The organism is Pseudomonas sp. LBUM1655, from assembly GCF_059716085.1.
Genome location: NZ_CP166801.1, coordinates 5,946,009 through 5,959,530 on the forward strand (window position 1 = coordinate 5,946,009; position 13,522 = coordinate 5,959,530).

Consider the following 13,522-nt stretch of genomic DNA (forward strand, 5'->3'; position numbering starts at 1 on the left):
CCCGATCGGCGGCGCAGCCGTCGTAATCCACCGCACTGGGTCTGCCTGATAATCCGATGCAGCACTTGGGGGCGGCTTCGCCCCCATCGGGGATAAATCCCCTCGCCACAGGCTTACTCGCCGATGGCAGCCTTGTAGGCGGCGGCGTCGAGCAGTTTTTCCAGATCAGCGGTGTTGCTTGGCTTGAGCTTGAAGATCCAGGCGCCGTACGGGTCGGAGTTGAGCAATTCCGGGGAGCCGCTCAGCTCTTCGTTGACTGCAATGACTTCACCGGCGATTGGCGAGTAGATATCGGAAGCGGCTTTCACCGATTCGACCACACCGGCCTGATCTTCAGCAGCAAACACTTTGCCCACTTCGGTCAGCTCGACGAACACCACATCACCCAGCGCTTCCTGCGCGTGATCGCTGATGCCCACCGTGACGGTGCCGTCGGCTTCCAGACGTACCCATTCGTGACTTTCGGCAAAACGCAGTTCGGCAGGGATATCGCTCATCTTCGGTGTCCTCGAGAAATTGTCAGCGGTCGTGCCCGCCGGGAAAGGTTAGATCAAAGTTTTGCCATGGCGAACGAAGGTCGGTTTGACCACTCGTACCGGATACCACTTGCCACGGATTTCCACTTCGGCGCGGTCGGCGGTTGCCATCGGAACACGCGCCAGAGCAATCGATTTGCTTAGCGTAGGAGAGAAACTACCACTGGTGATCTCCCCTTCGCCAACATCGGCGATGCGAACCACTTGATGAGCGCGCAAAACACCCCGCTCTTCCAGCACCAGACCGACCAGTTTGTGCGCAACGCCGGCGGCTTTTTCCGCCTCTAGCGCGGCGCGGCCGATGAACTGACGCGAGACTGGCTCCCAGGCAATGCTCCAGGCCATGTTCGAAGCCAGCGGCGAAACATCCTGATGAATGTCCTGACCGTAGAGGTTCATCCCGGCTTCCACCCGCAGGGTGTCCCGAGCGCCGAGACCAATCGGGGAAATGCCTGCACCGACCAGATCGTTGAAGAACGCCGGCGCCTGATCGGCCGGCAGGGCGATTTCCAGACCATCTTCACCGGTGTAGCCGGTGCGGGCAATGAACCAGTCGCCGTCGGCGTGGGCTTCGAAAGGCTTGAGGTGCTGGATCAGCGCGGCGCGGGACTGGGTCACCAGCTCGGCAATCTTGTGCCGGGCCTGCGGCCCCTGAATGGCCAGCATCGCCAGCTCCGAGCGTTCGTGCAATTGCACGTCGAAACCGCCGAGCTGCGCCTGCATCCACGCCAGATCCTGATCGCGGGTGGAGGCGTTGACCACCAGGCGATAACCGTCGTCGAGGCGGTAGACGATCATGTCGTCGACGATGCCGCCACGCTCGTTGAGCATGGTGCTGTACAAGGCACGGCCGGGGCGGTGCAGGCGTTCGACGTCATTGGCCAGCAAATGCTGGAGCCAGGCTTTGGCCTGGGCACCGGTGACGTCGATAACGGTCATATGGGAAACATCGAACACCCCGCAATCGCGGCGCACTTCGTGGTGCTCCTCGACTTGCGAGCCGTAATGCAGTGGCATGTCCCAACCGCCAAAATCGACCATCTTCGCGCCAAGGGCGAGATGCAGGTCATACAGAGGCGTACGCTGTCCCATGGGTTTCTCCTTCCGGGCGTGGCGAGGGTGCGGACAGCCGCTGCACGGGTGAAAGCCTTGAAATAGAGGGCTTTCAGCCAATCCCAGCGAACAGATCTGTCAGACGAACCGCACCGAATGCCGCGCATTGTAGCCGCATGATTCAGGACTGACGACTAAGTGTTTCGATGCGCCGAGCGGCGGATCAGGCCAATGACCGGCAATAGTCCGACCAAGACAAGCGTCAATGCCGGCAGCGAAGCCCTCGCCCACTCGCCTTCGCTGGTCATTTCAAAGATGCGCACCGCCAGCGTGTCCCAGCCAAACGGGCGCATCAGCAGGGTCGCAGGCATTTCCTTGAGCACATCGACGAACACCAGCAACGCCGCACTCAGGGTGCCGGGTAGCAACAGCGGCAGATACACTTTGAAAAACAGTCGCGGCCCACTGACACCCAGGCTACGTGCCGCTTCGGGCAAAGACGGCCGTATACGCGCCAGACTGTTTTCCAGCGGGCCATAAGCAACGGCAACAAAACGCACCAGATACGCCATCAGCAACGCCGCCAGACTGCCGAGCAGCAGCGGTTTGCCGGCACCACCGAGCCAGCCGGAAAGCGGGATCACCAGTTCGCGATCCAGATAACTGAACGCGAGCATGATCGATACCGCCAGAACCGACCCCGGCAAGGCGTAGCCAAGGTTGGCCACACTGACGCCTGAGCGGATCGCCCGGGTCGGCGCCAGCCGTCGGGCGAAGGCCAGCAGCAACGCGACGCTGACGGTGATCAGCGCAGCCATCCCGCCCAGATACAAGGTATGCAGGATCAACCCGGCGTAGCGCTCGTCCAGATCAAAGCGACCGCGCTGCCAGAACCACACGATCAGTTGCAGCAGCGGAATGACGAAGGCGCAGGCGAATACCAATCCGCACCAGCTCATTGCCGCGAACGCCTTTAATCCGCGCAGGTGATACAACGCCTTGACTCGCGGCCGCTCGTTGCTAGCCCGATTGGCCCCGCGCGCGCGACGTTCGCCGTAGAGCACCAGCATCACCACCAGCAGCAACAGGCTGGCCAGTTGCGCCGCGCTCGACAGGCTGAAAAAGCCGTACCAGGTTTTGTAGATCGCGGTGGTGAACGTGTCGAAGTTGAACACCGAGACCGCACCGAAATCCGCGAGGGTTTCCATCAGCGCCAGCGCCACACCCGCACCAATGGCCGGACGCGCCATCGGCAACGCCACACGCCAGAACGCTTGCCACGGCGACTGGCCAAGCACCCGCGCGGCTTCCATCAGGCCTTTGCCTTGAGCAAGGAACGCAGTGCGCGCCAGCAGGTAGACGTAGGGATAGAAAACCAGCACCAGCACCACGATCACACCGCCGGTGGAGCGCACGCGTGGCAGGCGCAGCCCAGTGCCGAACCATTCGCGCAGCAGGGTTTGCACCGGGCCGGCGAAGTCCAGCAGGCCGACGAAGACAAACGCCAGCACGTAGGCAGGAATGGCGAACGGCAGCATCAGTGCCCAGTCGAGCCAGCGTCGGCCGGGGAATTCGCAGAGGCTGGTGAGCCAGGCGAGGCTGACACCGAGCAGCGTCACACCGATGCCGACGCCGAGTACCAGCGTCAGGGTGTTGCCCAACAGGCGCGGCATCTGGGTTTCCCACAGGTGCGACCAGATCTGTTGATCGATGGTTTGCCATGAGAGCAGCAGAACGCTCAGGGGCAACAGCACCAACGCGGCGATGGCGAAGACGATGGGGTACCAGCGGCGTTGGGCGGGGTGGGCCAAGGAAACTATCTCGTTCAAATGATTGTGCCCACGCTCTGCGTGGGCACACATCCTGTGACGCTGCTCGTCACGGTTTCAGCAAATCGACGCGGAGCGTCGAGGGATGCATTCCCACGCGGAGCGTGGGAACGATCAAATTATACGAAAAGCCTCAGTTCCAACCCGCCCGATCCATCATCCGGATCGCCTCGGCCTGACGCTTGCCCGCCACTTCCACCGGCAAGGTGTCGGCAATGAACTTGCCCCACGCCGCCACTTCTTCCGAAGGCGCAACCTTCGGGTTGGCCGGGAACTCCTGGTTCACGTCAGCGAAGATTTTCTGCGCTTCGGGCGTGGTCATCCACTCGACCAAAGCCTTGGCCGCTTCAGGGTGCGGTGCATGTTTGGTCAGGCCAATGCCCGATAGATTGACGTGCACGCCGCGATCCGCCTGGTTCGGCCAGAACAGTTTCACCGGCAGCTCCGGCTTCTGCTTGTGCAGGCGGCCGTAGTAGTAAGTGTTGACGATGCCGACATCGCACTGCCCGGCGTTGATCGCTTCCAGCACCGCGACGTCGTCGGAGAACACATCGGTGGACAGGTTGTTGACCCAGCCCTTGAGGATTTTTTCCGTCTTCTCGGCGCCGTGGACTTCGATCATGGTCGCGGTCAGCGACTGGTTGTAGACCTTTTTCGCCGTGCGCAGGCACAGGCGCCCTTCCCAGTTCTTGTCGGCCAGCGCTTCGTAGGTGGTCAACTCGCCCGGCTTCACGCGCTGGGTGGAGTAAGCGATGGTACGCGCGCGCAGGCTCAGACCGGTCCAGCCGTGAGTGGACGAGCGGTATTGCGCGGGAATGTTGGTGTCGATGGTTTTCGAGGTGAACGGCTGAAGAATGCCCATTTGCTCGGCCTGCCAGAGGTTGCCGGCGTCGACGGTCAGCAGCAGGTCAGCGGTGGCGTTTTCGCCTTCGGCCTTGATGCGCTGCATCAGCGGCGCTTCCTTGTCGGTGATGAACTTGATCTTCACCCCGGTCTTGGCGGTGTAGGCATCGAACACCGGTTTGATCAGCTCATCGATACGCGAAGAGTAAACCACCACCTCGTCGGCGGCCTGGGCAGTGGTGCTGCCGATCAGGGTCAAGGCCAGTGCGGTCAGAAGACGCTTGGGTGCCAACATGGGAGTGGTCTCTCGGTCGGGAAATGTGGGTCAAATGATAAGGACTCACATTTAGCTTCTCAATCGAACACTTTCCCAAGGAGTTACCAGATGTTGCACAAATGTAGACCTTAGGGTTTAGCGAGCGCCGGAAGGTCGCCGGTTAACCCGAGTGCTTCGCGCACAAACAACGCCTTGGCCTCAGGCATTTGCTCCACCAGCTTCAACCCGGCATTACGCAACCAGCGCACCGGCAGCGGATCAGCCTGGAACAAGCGCTCGAAGCCTTCCATCGCCGCCATCAGCGCCAAATTGTGCGGCATGCGCCGACGCTCGTAACGGCTCAGCACCTTCACATCTGCCAGTCGCTCGCCACGCTCGACCGCTTGCAACAGCACTTCGGCCAACACCGCGGCGTCGAGGAAACCCAAGTTCACGCCCTGACCGGCCAACGGGTGAATGGTGTGCGCCGCATCGCCGATCAGCGCCAGCCCTTCGGCCACATAACGCTTGGCGTGACGCTGACGCAGCGGCACGCACAGTCGCGGATCAGCACTGATGACTTCGCCGAGGCGACCCTCAAAGGCACGCTCCAGCTCACGGCAGAAGTCCGCCTCACCCAGCGCCATCAAACGCTCGGCTTCGCTCGGCGTGGTCGACCAGACGATCGAGCACCAATCCTGCTGCCCGTCGCGTTCCAGCGGCAGGAATGCCAGCGGCCCGTGATCGGTAAAGCGCTGCCACGCAGTCATCTCATGCGGTTTACTGCTGCGCACGCTGGTGACGATGGCGTGATGCAGGTAATCCCACTCGCGGGTGGCGACGCCGGTCAGGCGACGCACTGCCGAGTTGGCGCCATCCGCCGCGATTACCAGCGGCGCGCGCAATTTGCGACCATCCGCCAGGGTCAGCAGCCAGTCGTCACCGGAGCGGCGCATCTGCTCCAGCCGCGCGTTGGCCAGCATGCCGAGATCGCAATCGTGCAAACGATCGAGTAAGGCATCCTGCACCACGCGGTTTTCGACGATATGGCCGAGTACCTCGGCATGCACACTGCTCGCCGAAAAGTGAATCTGCCCGGTGCCGCTGCCGTCCCAGACGTGCATGTCGGTGTACGGACTGCTGCGTCGCTGGGCGATGCCGTCCCACACGCCGAGGCGTTCGAGAATGCGTTGGCTGGCCGCCGACAGCGCACTGACACGCGGCTCAAATGGCGCTTGAGCATCGAACGGTTTGACGCTCAAAGGGCTGCCGTCGAGCAGCAGGACTTCCAGCCCGCTGTCCTGCAACGCCAGCGCCAGGGCGCTGCCGACCATTCCGGCTCCGACAATCAGCAGATCTGCGCGCATTTCCATGCTTTAAGCCTGTCTCGCTTGCGGCTTGAGCCGCACGTAAAGGGTTTTACCGACCCGCGCGACAAGGTTGCCGGCGCCGTCATGAATATCGACCTGCAACTGCGGCAGGTATTTCTCGCCATTGGCGGTCTGCCGGCGGATCTCGTCGAGCAAGGTCTCGTCGATGTTGAATCGGGCGAACACCGGGCCTTTGCCCGGCGCGATGAAATCGATGTCGGCGGCCTTGTCCCAGACGATGTAACGCGACCCGAGGTTTTCCATCAGCATCAGCATGAAAAACGGATCGACCATCGAGTACAGGCTGCCGCCAAACTGGGTGCCAACGTAGTTGCGGTTGTACAAGCCCAGGCCCATCGACACCTGTACATCGCGAAAGTCATCACTGATGTGTCGCACACGCACACCGGCGCCGAGGTAGGGCGGATAGAACGTCATGATCCAACGCATCAACCGCGCCTTGCCGAACGTACGGATCAGCCAGTTACGCATCCGGGCGTGTTCCCAGGCCCATGGCCTGACGGGCGAACCAGCGCTTGGCCGGCGGTAGCAGATCGAGACCGAGCAGGCCGATGTTGCGACCCAGCGAGACCAGCGGCTGGGTGCTGCCGAACAGGCGCGTGACCTGATCGGAGAAGCCCACGGTGAGGTCTTGATCCAGACGCTGACGCTCGCGATACGCCTGCAACGTGGCGAAGTCGCCCGGCGGTTTGTCGCTGGCCAGCAACGCGGCGGCCAGAGCATCGGCATCGCGCAGGGACAGGTTGAAACCCTGCCCGGCAATCGGATGCAGGCTGTGCGCAGCGTTGCCGAGCACGGCCAGATGCGAACGCACTTGCTCTTCAGCTTCCACCAGCGACAGCGGATACAAATGCCGCGCGCCGACTTGTTTCAGGGTGCCGAGGCGGTAACCGAACACGCCCTGCAATTCACTGAGAAAATCGCGCTCACTCAAGTCGGCCAGACGTTGCGCGTCCATGCCCAAACGGGTCCAGACCAATGCGCAGCGGTTTTCCGGCAGCGGCAGCAGTGCCATCGGCCCGTCGTCGGTGAAGCGCTCGAAGGCCATGCCGTTGTGCGCTTCGCTCGGGGTGATGTTGGCGATCAACGCACTCTGGTTGTACGGACGTTTGCGCACGTTGATGCCTAACTGCTCGCGCAGCCCCGAACGGCCGCCATCAGCGAGCACCGCGAGGTCGCACTCAATGGTGGTTTCATCGTTGAGGGTCAGGCGATAACCATCAGGCAGCGGCTCCATGCGCGTGACTTCTGCCGGACAGCGCCAAGTGATCACATCTTTATCAATGTGTTGCCACAGGCACTGGCCGAGCCAGGCGTTCTCCACCACATAGCCAAGCGCCGGCACACCCTCTTCCATCGCCGACAAACGCGCGGTGGAGAAGCGGCCACGGTCGGAGACGTGAATCTGTTTGATCGGCTCGGCGCGGCGGGAGATTTCCTGCCACACGCCCAACCGCTGATAGATTTGCCGCGAACCAAAGGACAGCGCCGACGAGCGCGCATCGTAGCTCGGCTGCCAACTGTTGCCGGGGGCGAACGGTTCGATCAAGACGATTTTCCAGCCACGGGCCTTGGCCCCGGCCTGCAAGGCCAACGCCAGACTGGCGCCGACCAGACCACCACCGATGATTGCCAGATTGACTCGACTCATGCCGCGTGTGTCCGCGCTTGCGCCATCAGTGCTTCGATGTCGGCGACGGTTTTCGGTACGCCGTTGGTCAGGATTTCACAGCCAGTCTTGGTCACTACCACGTCGTCCTCGATGCGCACGCCAATGCCGCGCCATTTCTTCGCTACGTTCTGATTGTCCGGGGCGATGTAGATGCCCGGCTCCACGGTCAGCGCCATGCCGACCTCGAGCACGCGCCATTCGCCGCCAACCTTGTACTCGCCGACGTCGTGTACATCCATGCCCAGCCAGTGGCCGGCGCGGTGCATGTAAAAGGCTTTATAGGCTTCCGTCGCGATCAACTCGTCGACGTCGCCTTGCAACAGCCCCAGTTTCACCAACCCGGTGGTGATCACTCGCACCGTGGCTTCGTGCGCTTGGTTCCAGTGTTTGTTCGGGGCGATTTCGGCGAATGCGGCTTCCTGCGAAGCCAATACCAATTCATAGATCGCTTTCTGCTCGGGCGAAAACCTGCCGTTGACCGGCCAGGTGCGAGTGATGTCGCTGGCGTAGCAGTCGATCTCGCAACCGGCGTCGATCAGCACCAGATCACCGTCCTTTAGCAACGCGTCATTCTGCTGGTAATGCAGGATGCAGCTATTGCGCCCGGCCGCGACGATCGAGCCATAGGCCGGCATCTTCGCCCCGCCCTTGCGGAATTCGTAATCGAGTTCGGCTTCCAGGCTGTACTCGTAGAGCCCGGGACGACTGGCCTGCATCGCGCGGATGTGGGCCTGGGCCGAGATTCGCGCAGCCTCGCGCATCACCTTCACTTCTGCCGCCGATTTATACAGGCGCATGTCGTGGAGCAGATGATCCAGGGCAACGAATTCATTCGGCGGCTGGGCGCCGAGGTGCGCTTTGGAGCGGATCACGTTGATCCAGTCCATCAAATGCCGATCGAATTCAGGGTTGCTGCCCATCGCCGAATACACCCGGTCGCGCCCTTCGATGAGGCCCGGCAGGATGTCGTCGATGTCGGTGATGGGGAAGGCGTCGTCGGCGCCGAAGTCGCGGATCGCGCCTTCCTGCCCTGCGCGCAGGCCGTCCCACAATTCGCGTTCGGCATTGCGTTCACGGCAGAACAGCACGTATTCCCCATGCTCGCGGCCGGGCATCAAAACGATGACGGCTTGCGGCTCGGGAAACCCGCTGAGGTACTGAAAATCGCTGTCCTGACGGTAGACGTGCTCGACGTCGCGGTTACGGATAGCAACCGCGGCGGCGGGCAGGATCGCGATGCTGTTGGGTTCCATCTGCGCCATCAGGGCCTTGCGGCGACGGCTGTATTCCGCTTTCGGGATATGGGTCATGGGCAGATGGCTTTCCCTGGCTCGCGATTAATGCAGCGACGGCTTGGCGGCTGGCGGCACGTCGGCTTTTTTGGTTTCCGAAAACAGCAGCAACGGCGCAACGCGCAGGTACTCCATGACTTCCATGTAGTCGGTTTCGCCGTCTTCGGATTCTTCCAGGGCGTCTTGCACTTGGGAAATTGCTGCCAGATCCTGCAGCACTTCGGTAGCTTCGGTGCTGAGCATGCTGCTGTCGCGGCAGTTCAGGCCGAACCCGCTGAGGAAGCCCTGGCACCATTCGCCCAGTGCGGCGGCGCGGTCAGCGAGAGGCGCGTCATCGGTTGGCAGCAGCAGGACGACAGTGACGTCGTCGCCGGTCAGCTCGCCTTTGACCATCTCTTGCAGGCCGATCAGGGCGTTGCGGACGTTGTCCTGAATGTCGCCTTCGAGCAGTTCAGCGGCGTCGATCAGCCAGCCTTCGTTATCGAAGCCGGCACCGGCGCAACTGCGTCCGAGCAACTGGCCATGCAGTTCGGCAGGCGAGACGTTGTGGCCGCTGGAGGTCAGCAGGGTGGCAAAGGCTTGGTACGGGGAATTCGCAATGGTCATGGGCAGCTAGGCGCCAGACGGCGCTATGTCTAGAATGAAGGCCTTGTATCCTACATCGACAGACTCGCCAAGACTATTAAAGGCTGTCCGCCAGCTAACCCATCAGACAGTGAACCCAATGGAAGACAACGACCTGCAAGCGCTGATGGCCAGACTCGAGCTGCTGATTGGCCGAGTCGAGCAACTAAAGAGTCAAAACGCACTCTTACTAGCTCAGGAAAAGACCTGGCGCGAGGAACGCGCTCACCTCATTGAAAAAAACGAAATCGCCCGGCGTAAGGTCGAATCGATGATTTCGCGCCTCAAGGCCCTGGAGCAAGACTCATGAGTTCAAGCAATAGCGTTACCGTGCAGATCCTCGACAAAGAATATTCGATCATCTGCCCGCAGGAAGAGCGCAGCAACCTGGTCAGTGCCGCGCGCTACCTGGACGGCAAGATGCGCGAGATCCGCAGCAGCGGCAAAGTCATCGGTGCCGACCGCATCGCCGTGATGGCCGCACTGAACATTACCCATGACCTCTTGCACAAAGAAGAGCGTCCGGACATCCAGGCCAGCGGCTCGACCCGTGAACAGGTGCGCGACTTGCTTGATCGTGTCGATCTGGTCCTCGCCGACGATCCGGACATCAGCAAGGGCTGATTCGCCAGACCGCTTGAGGTATACTCGCGGCACTCCCTGGGGTGCTTGCCAGTTGACGATGTCCCTGAGCCGATTCGCACTACCCTGGAAGTTGCACGTTGGGCTGGTGTGCATGTCCGCCAGACGGAAAGCCTTAAAGTCTACTGCATCTTCCACCTTGAACTTTCGGGTTCAAGGGCTAAGTTGACAGCGGTTCATCCGGGGAGCCTGATTCGAATCCGATGTCGGTGAATGCCGACATCGGATTTTTTATGCGTACGTTTTTGCACCCACCCTGCCGAAGCCGAACCATGACCGAACCCTCGCTGCTGCCCCGCCCGCAACTCCGCCGCCTGCTGCGCAAGGCGCGCCGCTCACTGACTCCCGGTGAACAACGTCAGGCCGCCAAAGGGCTGTTTCGGCAATTGGCGCAAGACCCGCACTTTCGTCGGGCCAAACATATCTCCCTGTACCTGCCTACCGACGGTGAAATCGATCCGCGCTTGCTGCTGCGTGAAGCGCAGCGTCGGGGCAAGGCCACGTATCTGCCGGTGCTCAGCGCCTGGCCGCGAACCAAAATGGTCTTTCAGCGCATCCATCCAGGCGAAAAACTCAAACCCAACCGTTTCCGCATTCTCGAGCCGCGCGCCAATCTGGCTCGCCAGCGCAAGATCTGGACGCTGGATCTGGTGTTGTTGCCGCTGGTGGGATTTGACGACGTCGGCGGACGGCTGGGGATGGGCGGCGGTTTCTATGATCGTAGCCTGGCGTATCTGGCGCGGCGCAAGAACTGGCGCAAGCCGACGCTATTGGGCCTGGCCCATGAATGTCAGAAGGTCGAACGACTGGCGCAGGCGAGCTGGGATGTGCCGTTACAAGGCACGGTCACTGACAAGGCGTGGTATTTCGCGGAATAGACGCCGCAGGGTACAGCGGCGTCGGGAGAGCAGTTTCAGCGCTTGAAGGCTGTCGACTGTTGAACCTGTTGCGCCACTTCAATCGGCGCGTCGGTCTTGTTGGACCACAGGCTCTGCGCATAACCGGTGGTCACGACGCCCAAGCCGAACAAAATAACCAAAGTCCATAGCAAATCCGGTTTGCGTTTCATCGATTGCCCCCCTCAAGGCACATCATCACGATGACAGCAGCGGTTTCCGTTCGTAGGCCGTGCAGCAGCGTCAAGCTTTAAAGGCCGGCATTTTGCGACAACGTGAACCTGCGCGCAAACGCTGAAGTCAACCGACTGTCGGTTTGTCATAAAATTGCCCGACAACTTGCCCAAAGAACGCTTCAGGAGCAAAAACCATGGCCTATTGGCTGATGAAATCCGAGCCGGACGAACTCTCGATCAAAGGTTTGGAAAAACTCGGTAAAGCGCGCTGGGACGGGGTTCGCAACTATCAGGCGCGCAATTTCCTGCGGACGATGGCGGTTGGCGATGAGTTCTTTTTCTATCATTCCAGCTGCCCGGAGCCGGGGATTGCCGGGATTGGAAAAATAATCGAAGCGGCGTACCCGGATCCCACCGCACTGGAACCGGAAAGCCACTACTTCGACCCGAAGGCTACCCCCGAGAAAAACGCCTGGAGTGCGATCGATGTGGCGCATGTCGAGACGTTTGGGCGGGTATTGAAGCTCGATTACCTGAAGCAGCAGACGGCGTTGGCGCAAATGCCGCTGGTGCAGAAGGGTTCGCGGCTGTCGGTGATGCCGGTGACGGCGGAGCAGTGGGCGGCGGTGCTGGGATTGCGGTAACGGCCACAAAAAAGATCGCAGCCTTCGTCAGCGCCTACAGGGGAACGCATTCCAATGTAGGCGCTGACGAAGGCTGCGATCTTTTGACTTTCAGAATTTGTATTACTGAATGATCAGGTTGTTGAACAACAGATCCTCGACCACCGGTTTGCCGGTCTCGTCATTCATCACTTGCTGAGTCTGCTTCAGCGCTTCCTGACGCAGCTTTTCCTTGCCCTCGATGCTGCCCATCGCCTCGGTGCTCTGCTGGGTGAACAGCGCCACCAGCTGATTGCGGATCAGCGGCTCGTTGGCCTTGACCAGTTTGGTCGCCTCTTCGCCAGTCACGCGCAGCGCCACGTCGGCCTTGTAGACCTTCAGTTTCGGCGTGCCGTCCAACCCGTAATTGCCCACGAACGGCGGGCTCAGGGTGATGTAGTTGACCTTCGGCGCCTCGCCTTCTTTGGCTTCTTCGGCCTGCGCTGCCACAGGCAGAGACAGGGCCAGCAACAACATGATCCACGCTTTCACAATTCGCTCCTTATCCGGTTTGCGGCCTAGCATAACGACCCGCCGCGCAAGCACAAGCTTATGGCTGACTATCAGGGCCGGGCATGCTCGTTGACCCGTTGACTGACACACCTACACTTATCGGCCATCACTCCCAAAGGAATAGCCCTGATGAAAGCCGTGCTGTGCAAAGCCTTCGGCCCTGCCGAATCGCTGGTGCTGGAAGACGTCGCCAGTCCTGTCGCCAAGAAGAACGAAATCCTGCTGGACGTGCACGCCGCCGGGGTCAACTTCCCGGACACGCTGATCATCGAGGGCAAATACCAGTTCAAGCCGCCCTTCCCGTTTTCTCCGGGTGGTGAAGCGGCCGGTGTGGTCAGCGCTGTGGGTGAAAAGGTCAGCCATCTGAAAGTCGGCGACCGGGTCATGGCCCTGACCGGTTGGGGCAGCTTCGCCGAACAAGTCGCGGTGCCCGGCTACAACGTGCTGCCGATTCCGCCATCGATGGACTTCAACACCGCCGCCGCTTTCAGCATGACCTACGGCACCTCGATGCATGCGCTCAAGCAGCGCGGCAACCTGCAACCGGGCGAAACCCTGCTGGTGCTCGGTGCTTCCGGCGGCGTCGGCCTGGCGGCGGTGGAAATCGGCAAAGCCATGGGCGCGCGGGTCATCGCCGCCGCCAGCAGCGCGGAAAAACTCGCCGTGGCCATGGCCGCCGGCGCCGATGAGCTGATCAACTACAGCGAAACCAATCTCAAGGACGAAATCAAACGCCTCACCGATGGCCAGGGAGCCGATGTGATCTATGACCCGGTTGGTGGCGACCTGTTTGACCAGGCCGTCCGTGCCATCGCCTGGAACGGCCGACTGCTGGTGGTCGGTTTCGCCAGCGGGCGCATTCCCGAACTGCCGGTCAACCTCGCCCTGCTCAAGGGCGCAGCGGTGGTCGGCGTGTTCTGGGGCTCGTTCGCCCAGCGTCAGCCGCAGGACAACGCGGCCAACTTCCAGCAGCTGTTCGGCTGGTTCGCCGAAGGCAAGCTGAAACCGCTGGTGTCGCAGGTGTACCCGCTGAGTAATGCGGCGCAGGCGATCAATGATCTTGGACAGCGCAAAGCTGTGGGCAAGGTCGTGGTGCAGGTGCGCTGAGTTTTCTTTTTAAAAAAGCCAGAACTGTCC

16 protein-coding genes and 1 other RNA gene are annotated in these 13,522 nt (G+C 61.2%); 6 read left to right on the top strand and 11 right to left on the bottom strand.

Annotated features, from left to right (window positions below):
* Positions 1-113: 113 nt before the first annotated feature.
* From gcvH to ACA074_RS26830, 9 genes are all read right to left on the bottom strand, one after another.
* The gene (gene gcvH / locus ACA074_RS26790; RefSeq protein ID WP_401264480.1) at positions 114-497 is read right to left on the bottom strand and encodes a glycine cleavage system protein GcvH; all 384 of its coding nucleotides are present in this window, start codon (positions 495-497) and stop codon (positions 114-116) included.
* 48 nt (positions 498-545) lie between these two features.
* The gene (gene gcvT / locus ACA074_RS26795) at positions 546-1,628 is read right to left on the bottom strand and encodes a glycine cleavage system aminomethyltransferase GcvT (protein ID WP_187678198.1); all 1,083 of its coding nucleotides are present in this window, start codon (positions 1,626-1,628) and stop codon (positions 546-548) included.
* A gap of 155 nt (positions 1,629-1,783) precedes the next feature.
* Positions 1,784-3,400, bottom strand: coding sequence for an ABC transporter permease (locus tag ACA074_RS26800; protein ID WP_489880601.1), 1,617 nt, complete (start codon positions 3,398-3,400; stop codon positions 1,784-1,786).
* Positions 3,401-3,551: 151 nt separating this feature from the next.
* A complete protein-coding gene (locus tag ACA074_RS26805; RefSeq protein WP_497678082.1) occupies positions 3,552-4,556 on the bottom strand; it encodes an extracellular solute-binding protein in 1,005 nt (334 codons plus the stop codon).
* 110 nt (positions 4,557-4,666) lie between these two features.
* The gene (locus tag ACA074_RS26810) at positions 4,667-5,884 is read right to left on the bottom strand and encodes a 2-octaprenyl-3-methyl-6-methoxy-1,4-benzoquinol hydroxylase (RefSeq protein ID WP_497679350.1); all 1,218 of its coding nucleotides are present in this window, start codon (positions 5,882-5,884) and stop codon (positions 4,667-4,669) included.
* A gap of 9 nt (positions 5,885-5,893) precedes the next feature.
* A complete protein-coding gene (locus ACA074_RS26815) occupies positions 5,894-6,379 on the bottom strand; it encodes a DUF4442 domain-containing protein (protein WP_187678201.1) in 486 nt (161 codons plus the stop codon).
* Positions 6,372-7,559 carry a 2-octaprenyl-6-methoxyphenyl hydroxylase gene (ubiH, locus tag ACA074_RS26820; RefSeq protein ID WP_497615570.1) on the bottom strand — a complete coding sequence of 396 codons (1,188 nt, stop codon included), beginning with the start codon at positions 7,557-7,559 and terminating at the stop codon, positions 6,372-6,374. The genes ACA074_RS26815 and ubiH overlap by 8 nt, the downstream gene beginning before the upstream one ends.
* Positions 7,556-8,890, bottom strand: a complete 1,335-nt coding sequence (gene pepP / locus ACA074_RS26825; protein WP_187678203.1) for a Xaa-Pro aminopeptidase — start codon at positions 8,888-8,890, stop codon at positions 7,556-7,558. Before pepP ends, ubiH begins: the two co-directional genes overlap by 4 nt.
* A 27-nt stretch (positions 8,891-8,917) precedes the next feature.
* Positions 8,918-9,478 carry a YecA/YgfB family protein gene (locus tag ACA074_RS26830; RefSeq protein ID WP_187678204.1) on the bottom strand — a complete coding sequence of 187 codons (561 nt, stop codon included), beginning with the start codon at positions 9,476-9,478 and terminating at the stop codon, positions 8,918-8,920.
* A gap of 118 nt (positions 9,479-9,596) precedes the next feature.
* Between ACA074_RS26830 and ACA074_RS26835 the strand changes: the two genes are divergently transcribed.
* The 4 genes from ACA074_RS26835 to ACA074_RS26850 all read left to right on the top strand — a co-directional run bounded on the left by ACA074_RS26835 (position 9,597) and on the right by ACA074_RS26850 (position 11,016).
* The gene (locus ACA074_RS26835) at positions 9,597-9,806 is read left to right on the top strand and encodes a TIGR02449 family protein (protein WP_016985919.1); all 210 of its coding nucleotides are present in this window, start codon (positions 9,597-9,599) and stop codon (positions 9,804-9,806) included.
* The gene (locus tag ACA074_RS26840; protein WP_007967943.1) at positions 9,803-10,120 is read left to right on the top strand and encodes a cell division protein ZapA; all 318 of its coding nucleotides are present in this window, start codon (positions 9,803-9,805) and stop codon (positions 10,118-10,120) included. The genes ACA074_RS26835 and ACA074_RS26840 overlap by 4 nt, the downstream gene beginning before the upstream one ends.
* Positions 10,121-10,150: 30 nt before the next feature.
* Positions 10,151-10,329, top strand: a non-coding RNA gene (ssrS, locus tag ACA074_RS26845) — 6S RNA.
* An 81-nt stretch (positions 10,330-10,410) separates the two neighbouring features.
* On the top strand, positions 10,411-11,016 hold the full coding sequence (locus ACA074_RS26850) for a 5-formyltetrahydrofolate cyclo-ligase (protein WP_489880597.1): 606 nt from the start codon (positions 10,411-10,413) through the stop codon (positions 11,014-11,016).
* A 35-nt stretch (positions 11,017-11,051) separates the two neighbouring features.
* Here the strand turns inward: ACA074_RS26850 and ACA074_RS26855 are convergent, their stop codons facing one another.
* Positions 11,052-11,207, bottom strand: a complete 156-nt coding sequence (locus ACA074_RS26855; RefSeq protein WP_095186895.1) for a hypothetical protein — start codon at positions 11,205-11,207, stop codon at positions 11,052-11,054.
* Between the two features lie 197 nt (positions 11,208-11,404).
* Here ACA074_RS26855 and ACA074_RS26860 point away from each other — a divergent pair, with 197 nt between their 5' ends.
* A complete protein-coding gene (locus ACA074_RS26860) occupies positions 11,405-11,854 on the top strand; it encodes an EVE domain-containing protein (RefSeq protein ID WP_187678207.1) in 450 nt (149 codons plus the stop codon).
* A gap of 102 nt (positions 11,855-11,956) precedes the next feature.
* Here ACA074_RS26860 and ACA074_RS26865 read toward each other — a convergent pair whose 3' ends face one another.
* Entirely contained in the window at positions 11,957-12,364 is a 408-nt protein-coding gene (locus tag ACA074_RS26865; RefSeq protein WP_187678208.1) for a flagellar basal body-associated protein FliL, read from the bottom strand.
* Between the two features lie 150 nt (positions 12,365-12,514).
* Here ACA074_RS26865 and ACA074_RS26870 point away from each other — a divergent pair, with 150 nt between their 5' ends.
* Positions 12,515-13,492 carry an NADPH:quinone oxidoreductase family protein gene (locus ACA074_RS26870; protein WP_497678083.1) on the top strand — a complete coding sequence of 326 codons (978 nt, stop codon included), beginning with the start codon at positions 12,515-12,517 and terminating at the stop codon, positions 13,490-13,492.
* Positions 13,493-13,522: the final 30 nt, after the last annotated feature.

Coding starts and splice junctions, on each gene's coding strand:
- ACA074_RS26830 (WP_187678204.1), bottom strand. CDS start 9,478: ATGACCATTGCGAATTCCCCGTACCAAGCCTTTGCCACCCTGCTGACC.
- ACA074_RS26835 (WP_016985919.1), top strand. CDS start 9,597: ATGGAAGACAACGACCTGCAAGCGCTGATGGCCAGACTCGAGCTGCTG.
- ACA074_RS26855 (WP_095186895.1), bottom strand. CDS start 11,207: ATGAAACGCAAACCGGATTTGCTATGGACTTTGGTTATTTTGTTCGGC.
- ACA074_RS26815 (WP_187678201.1), bottom strand. CDS start 6,379: ATGCGTAACTGGCTGATCCGTACGTTCGGCAAGGCGCGGTTGATGCGT.
- ACA074_RS26810 (WP_497679350.1), bottom strand. CDS start 5,884: ATGCGCGCAGATCTGCTGATTGTCGGAGCCGGAATGGTCGGCAGCGCC.
- ACA074_RS26860 (WP_187678207.1), top strand. CDS start 11,405: ATGGCCTATTGGCTGATGAAATCCGAGCCGGACGAACTCTCGATCAAA.
- ACA074_RS26805 (WP_497678082.1), bottom strand. CDS start 4,556: ATGTTGGCACCCAAGCGTCTTCTGACCGCACTGGCCTTGACCCTGATC.
- ACA074_RS26870 (WP_497678083.1), top strand. CDS start 12,515: ATGAAAGCCGTGCTGTGCAAAGCCTTCGGCCCTGCCGAATCGCTGGTG.
- gcvT (WP_187678198.1), bottom strand. CDS start 1,628: ATGGGACAGCGTACGCCTCTGTATGACCTGCATCTCGCCCTTGGCGCG.
- gcvH (WP_401264480.1), bottom strand. CDS start 497: ATGAGCGATATCCCTGCCGAACTGCGTTTTGCCGAAAGTCACGAATGG.
- pepP (WP_187678203.1), bottom strand. CDS start 8,890: ATGACCCATATCCCGAAAGCGGAATACAGCCGTCGCCGCAAGGCCCTG.
- ACA074_RS26840 (WP_007967943.1), top strand. CDS start 9,803: ATGAGTTCAAGCAATAGCGTTACCGTGCAGATCCTCGACAAAGAATAT.
- ACA074_RS26850 (WP_489880597.1), top strand. CDS start 10,411: ATGACCGAACCCTCGCTGCTGCCCCGCCCGCAACTCCGCCGCCTGCTG.
- ubiH (WP_497615570.1), bottom strand. CDS start 7,559: ATGAGTCGAGTCAATCTGGCAATCATCGGTGGTGGTCTGGTCGGCGCC.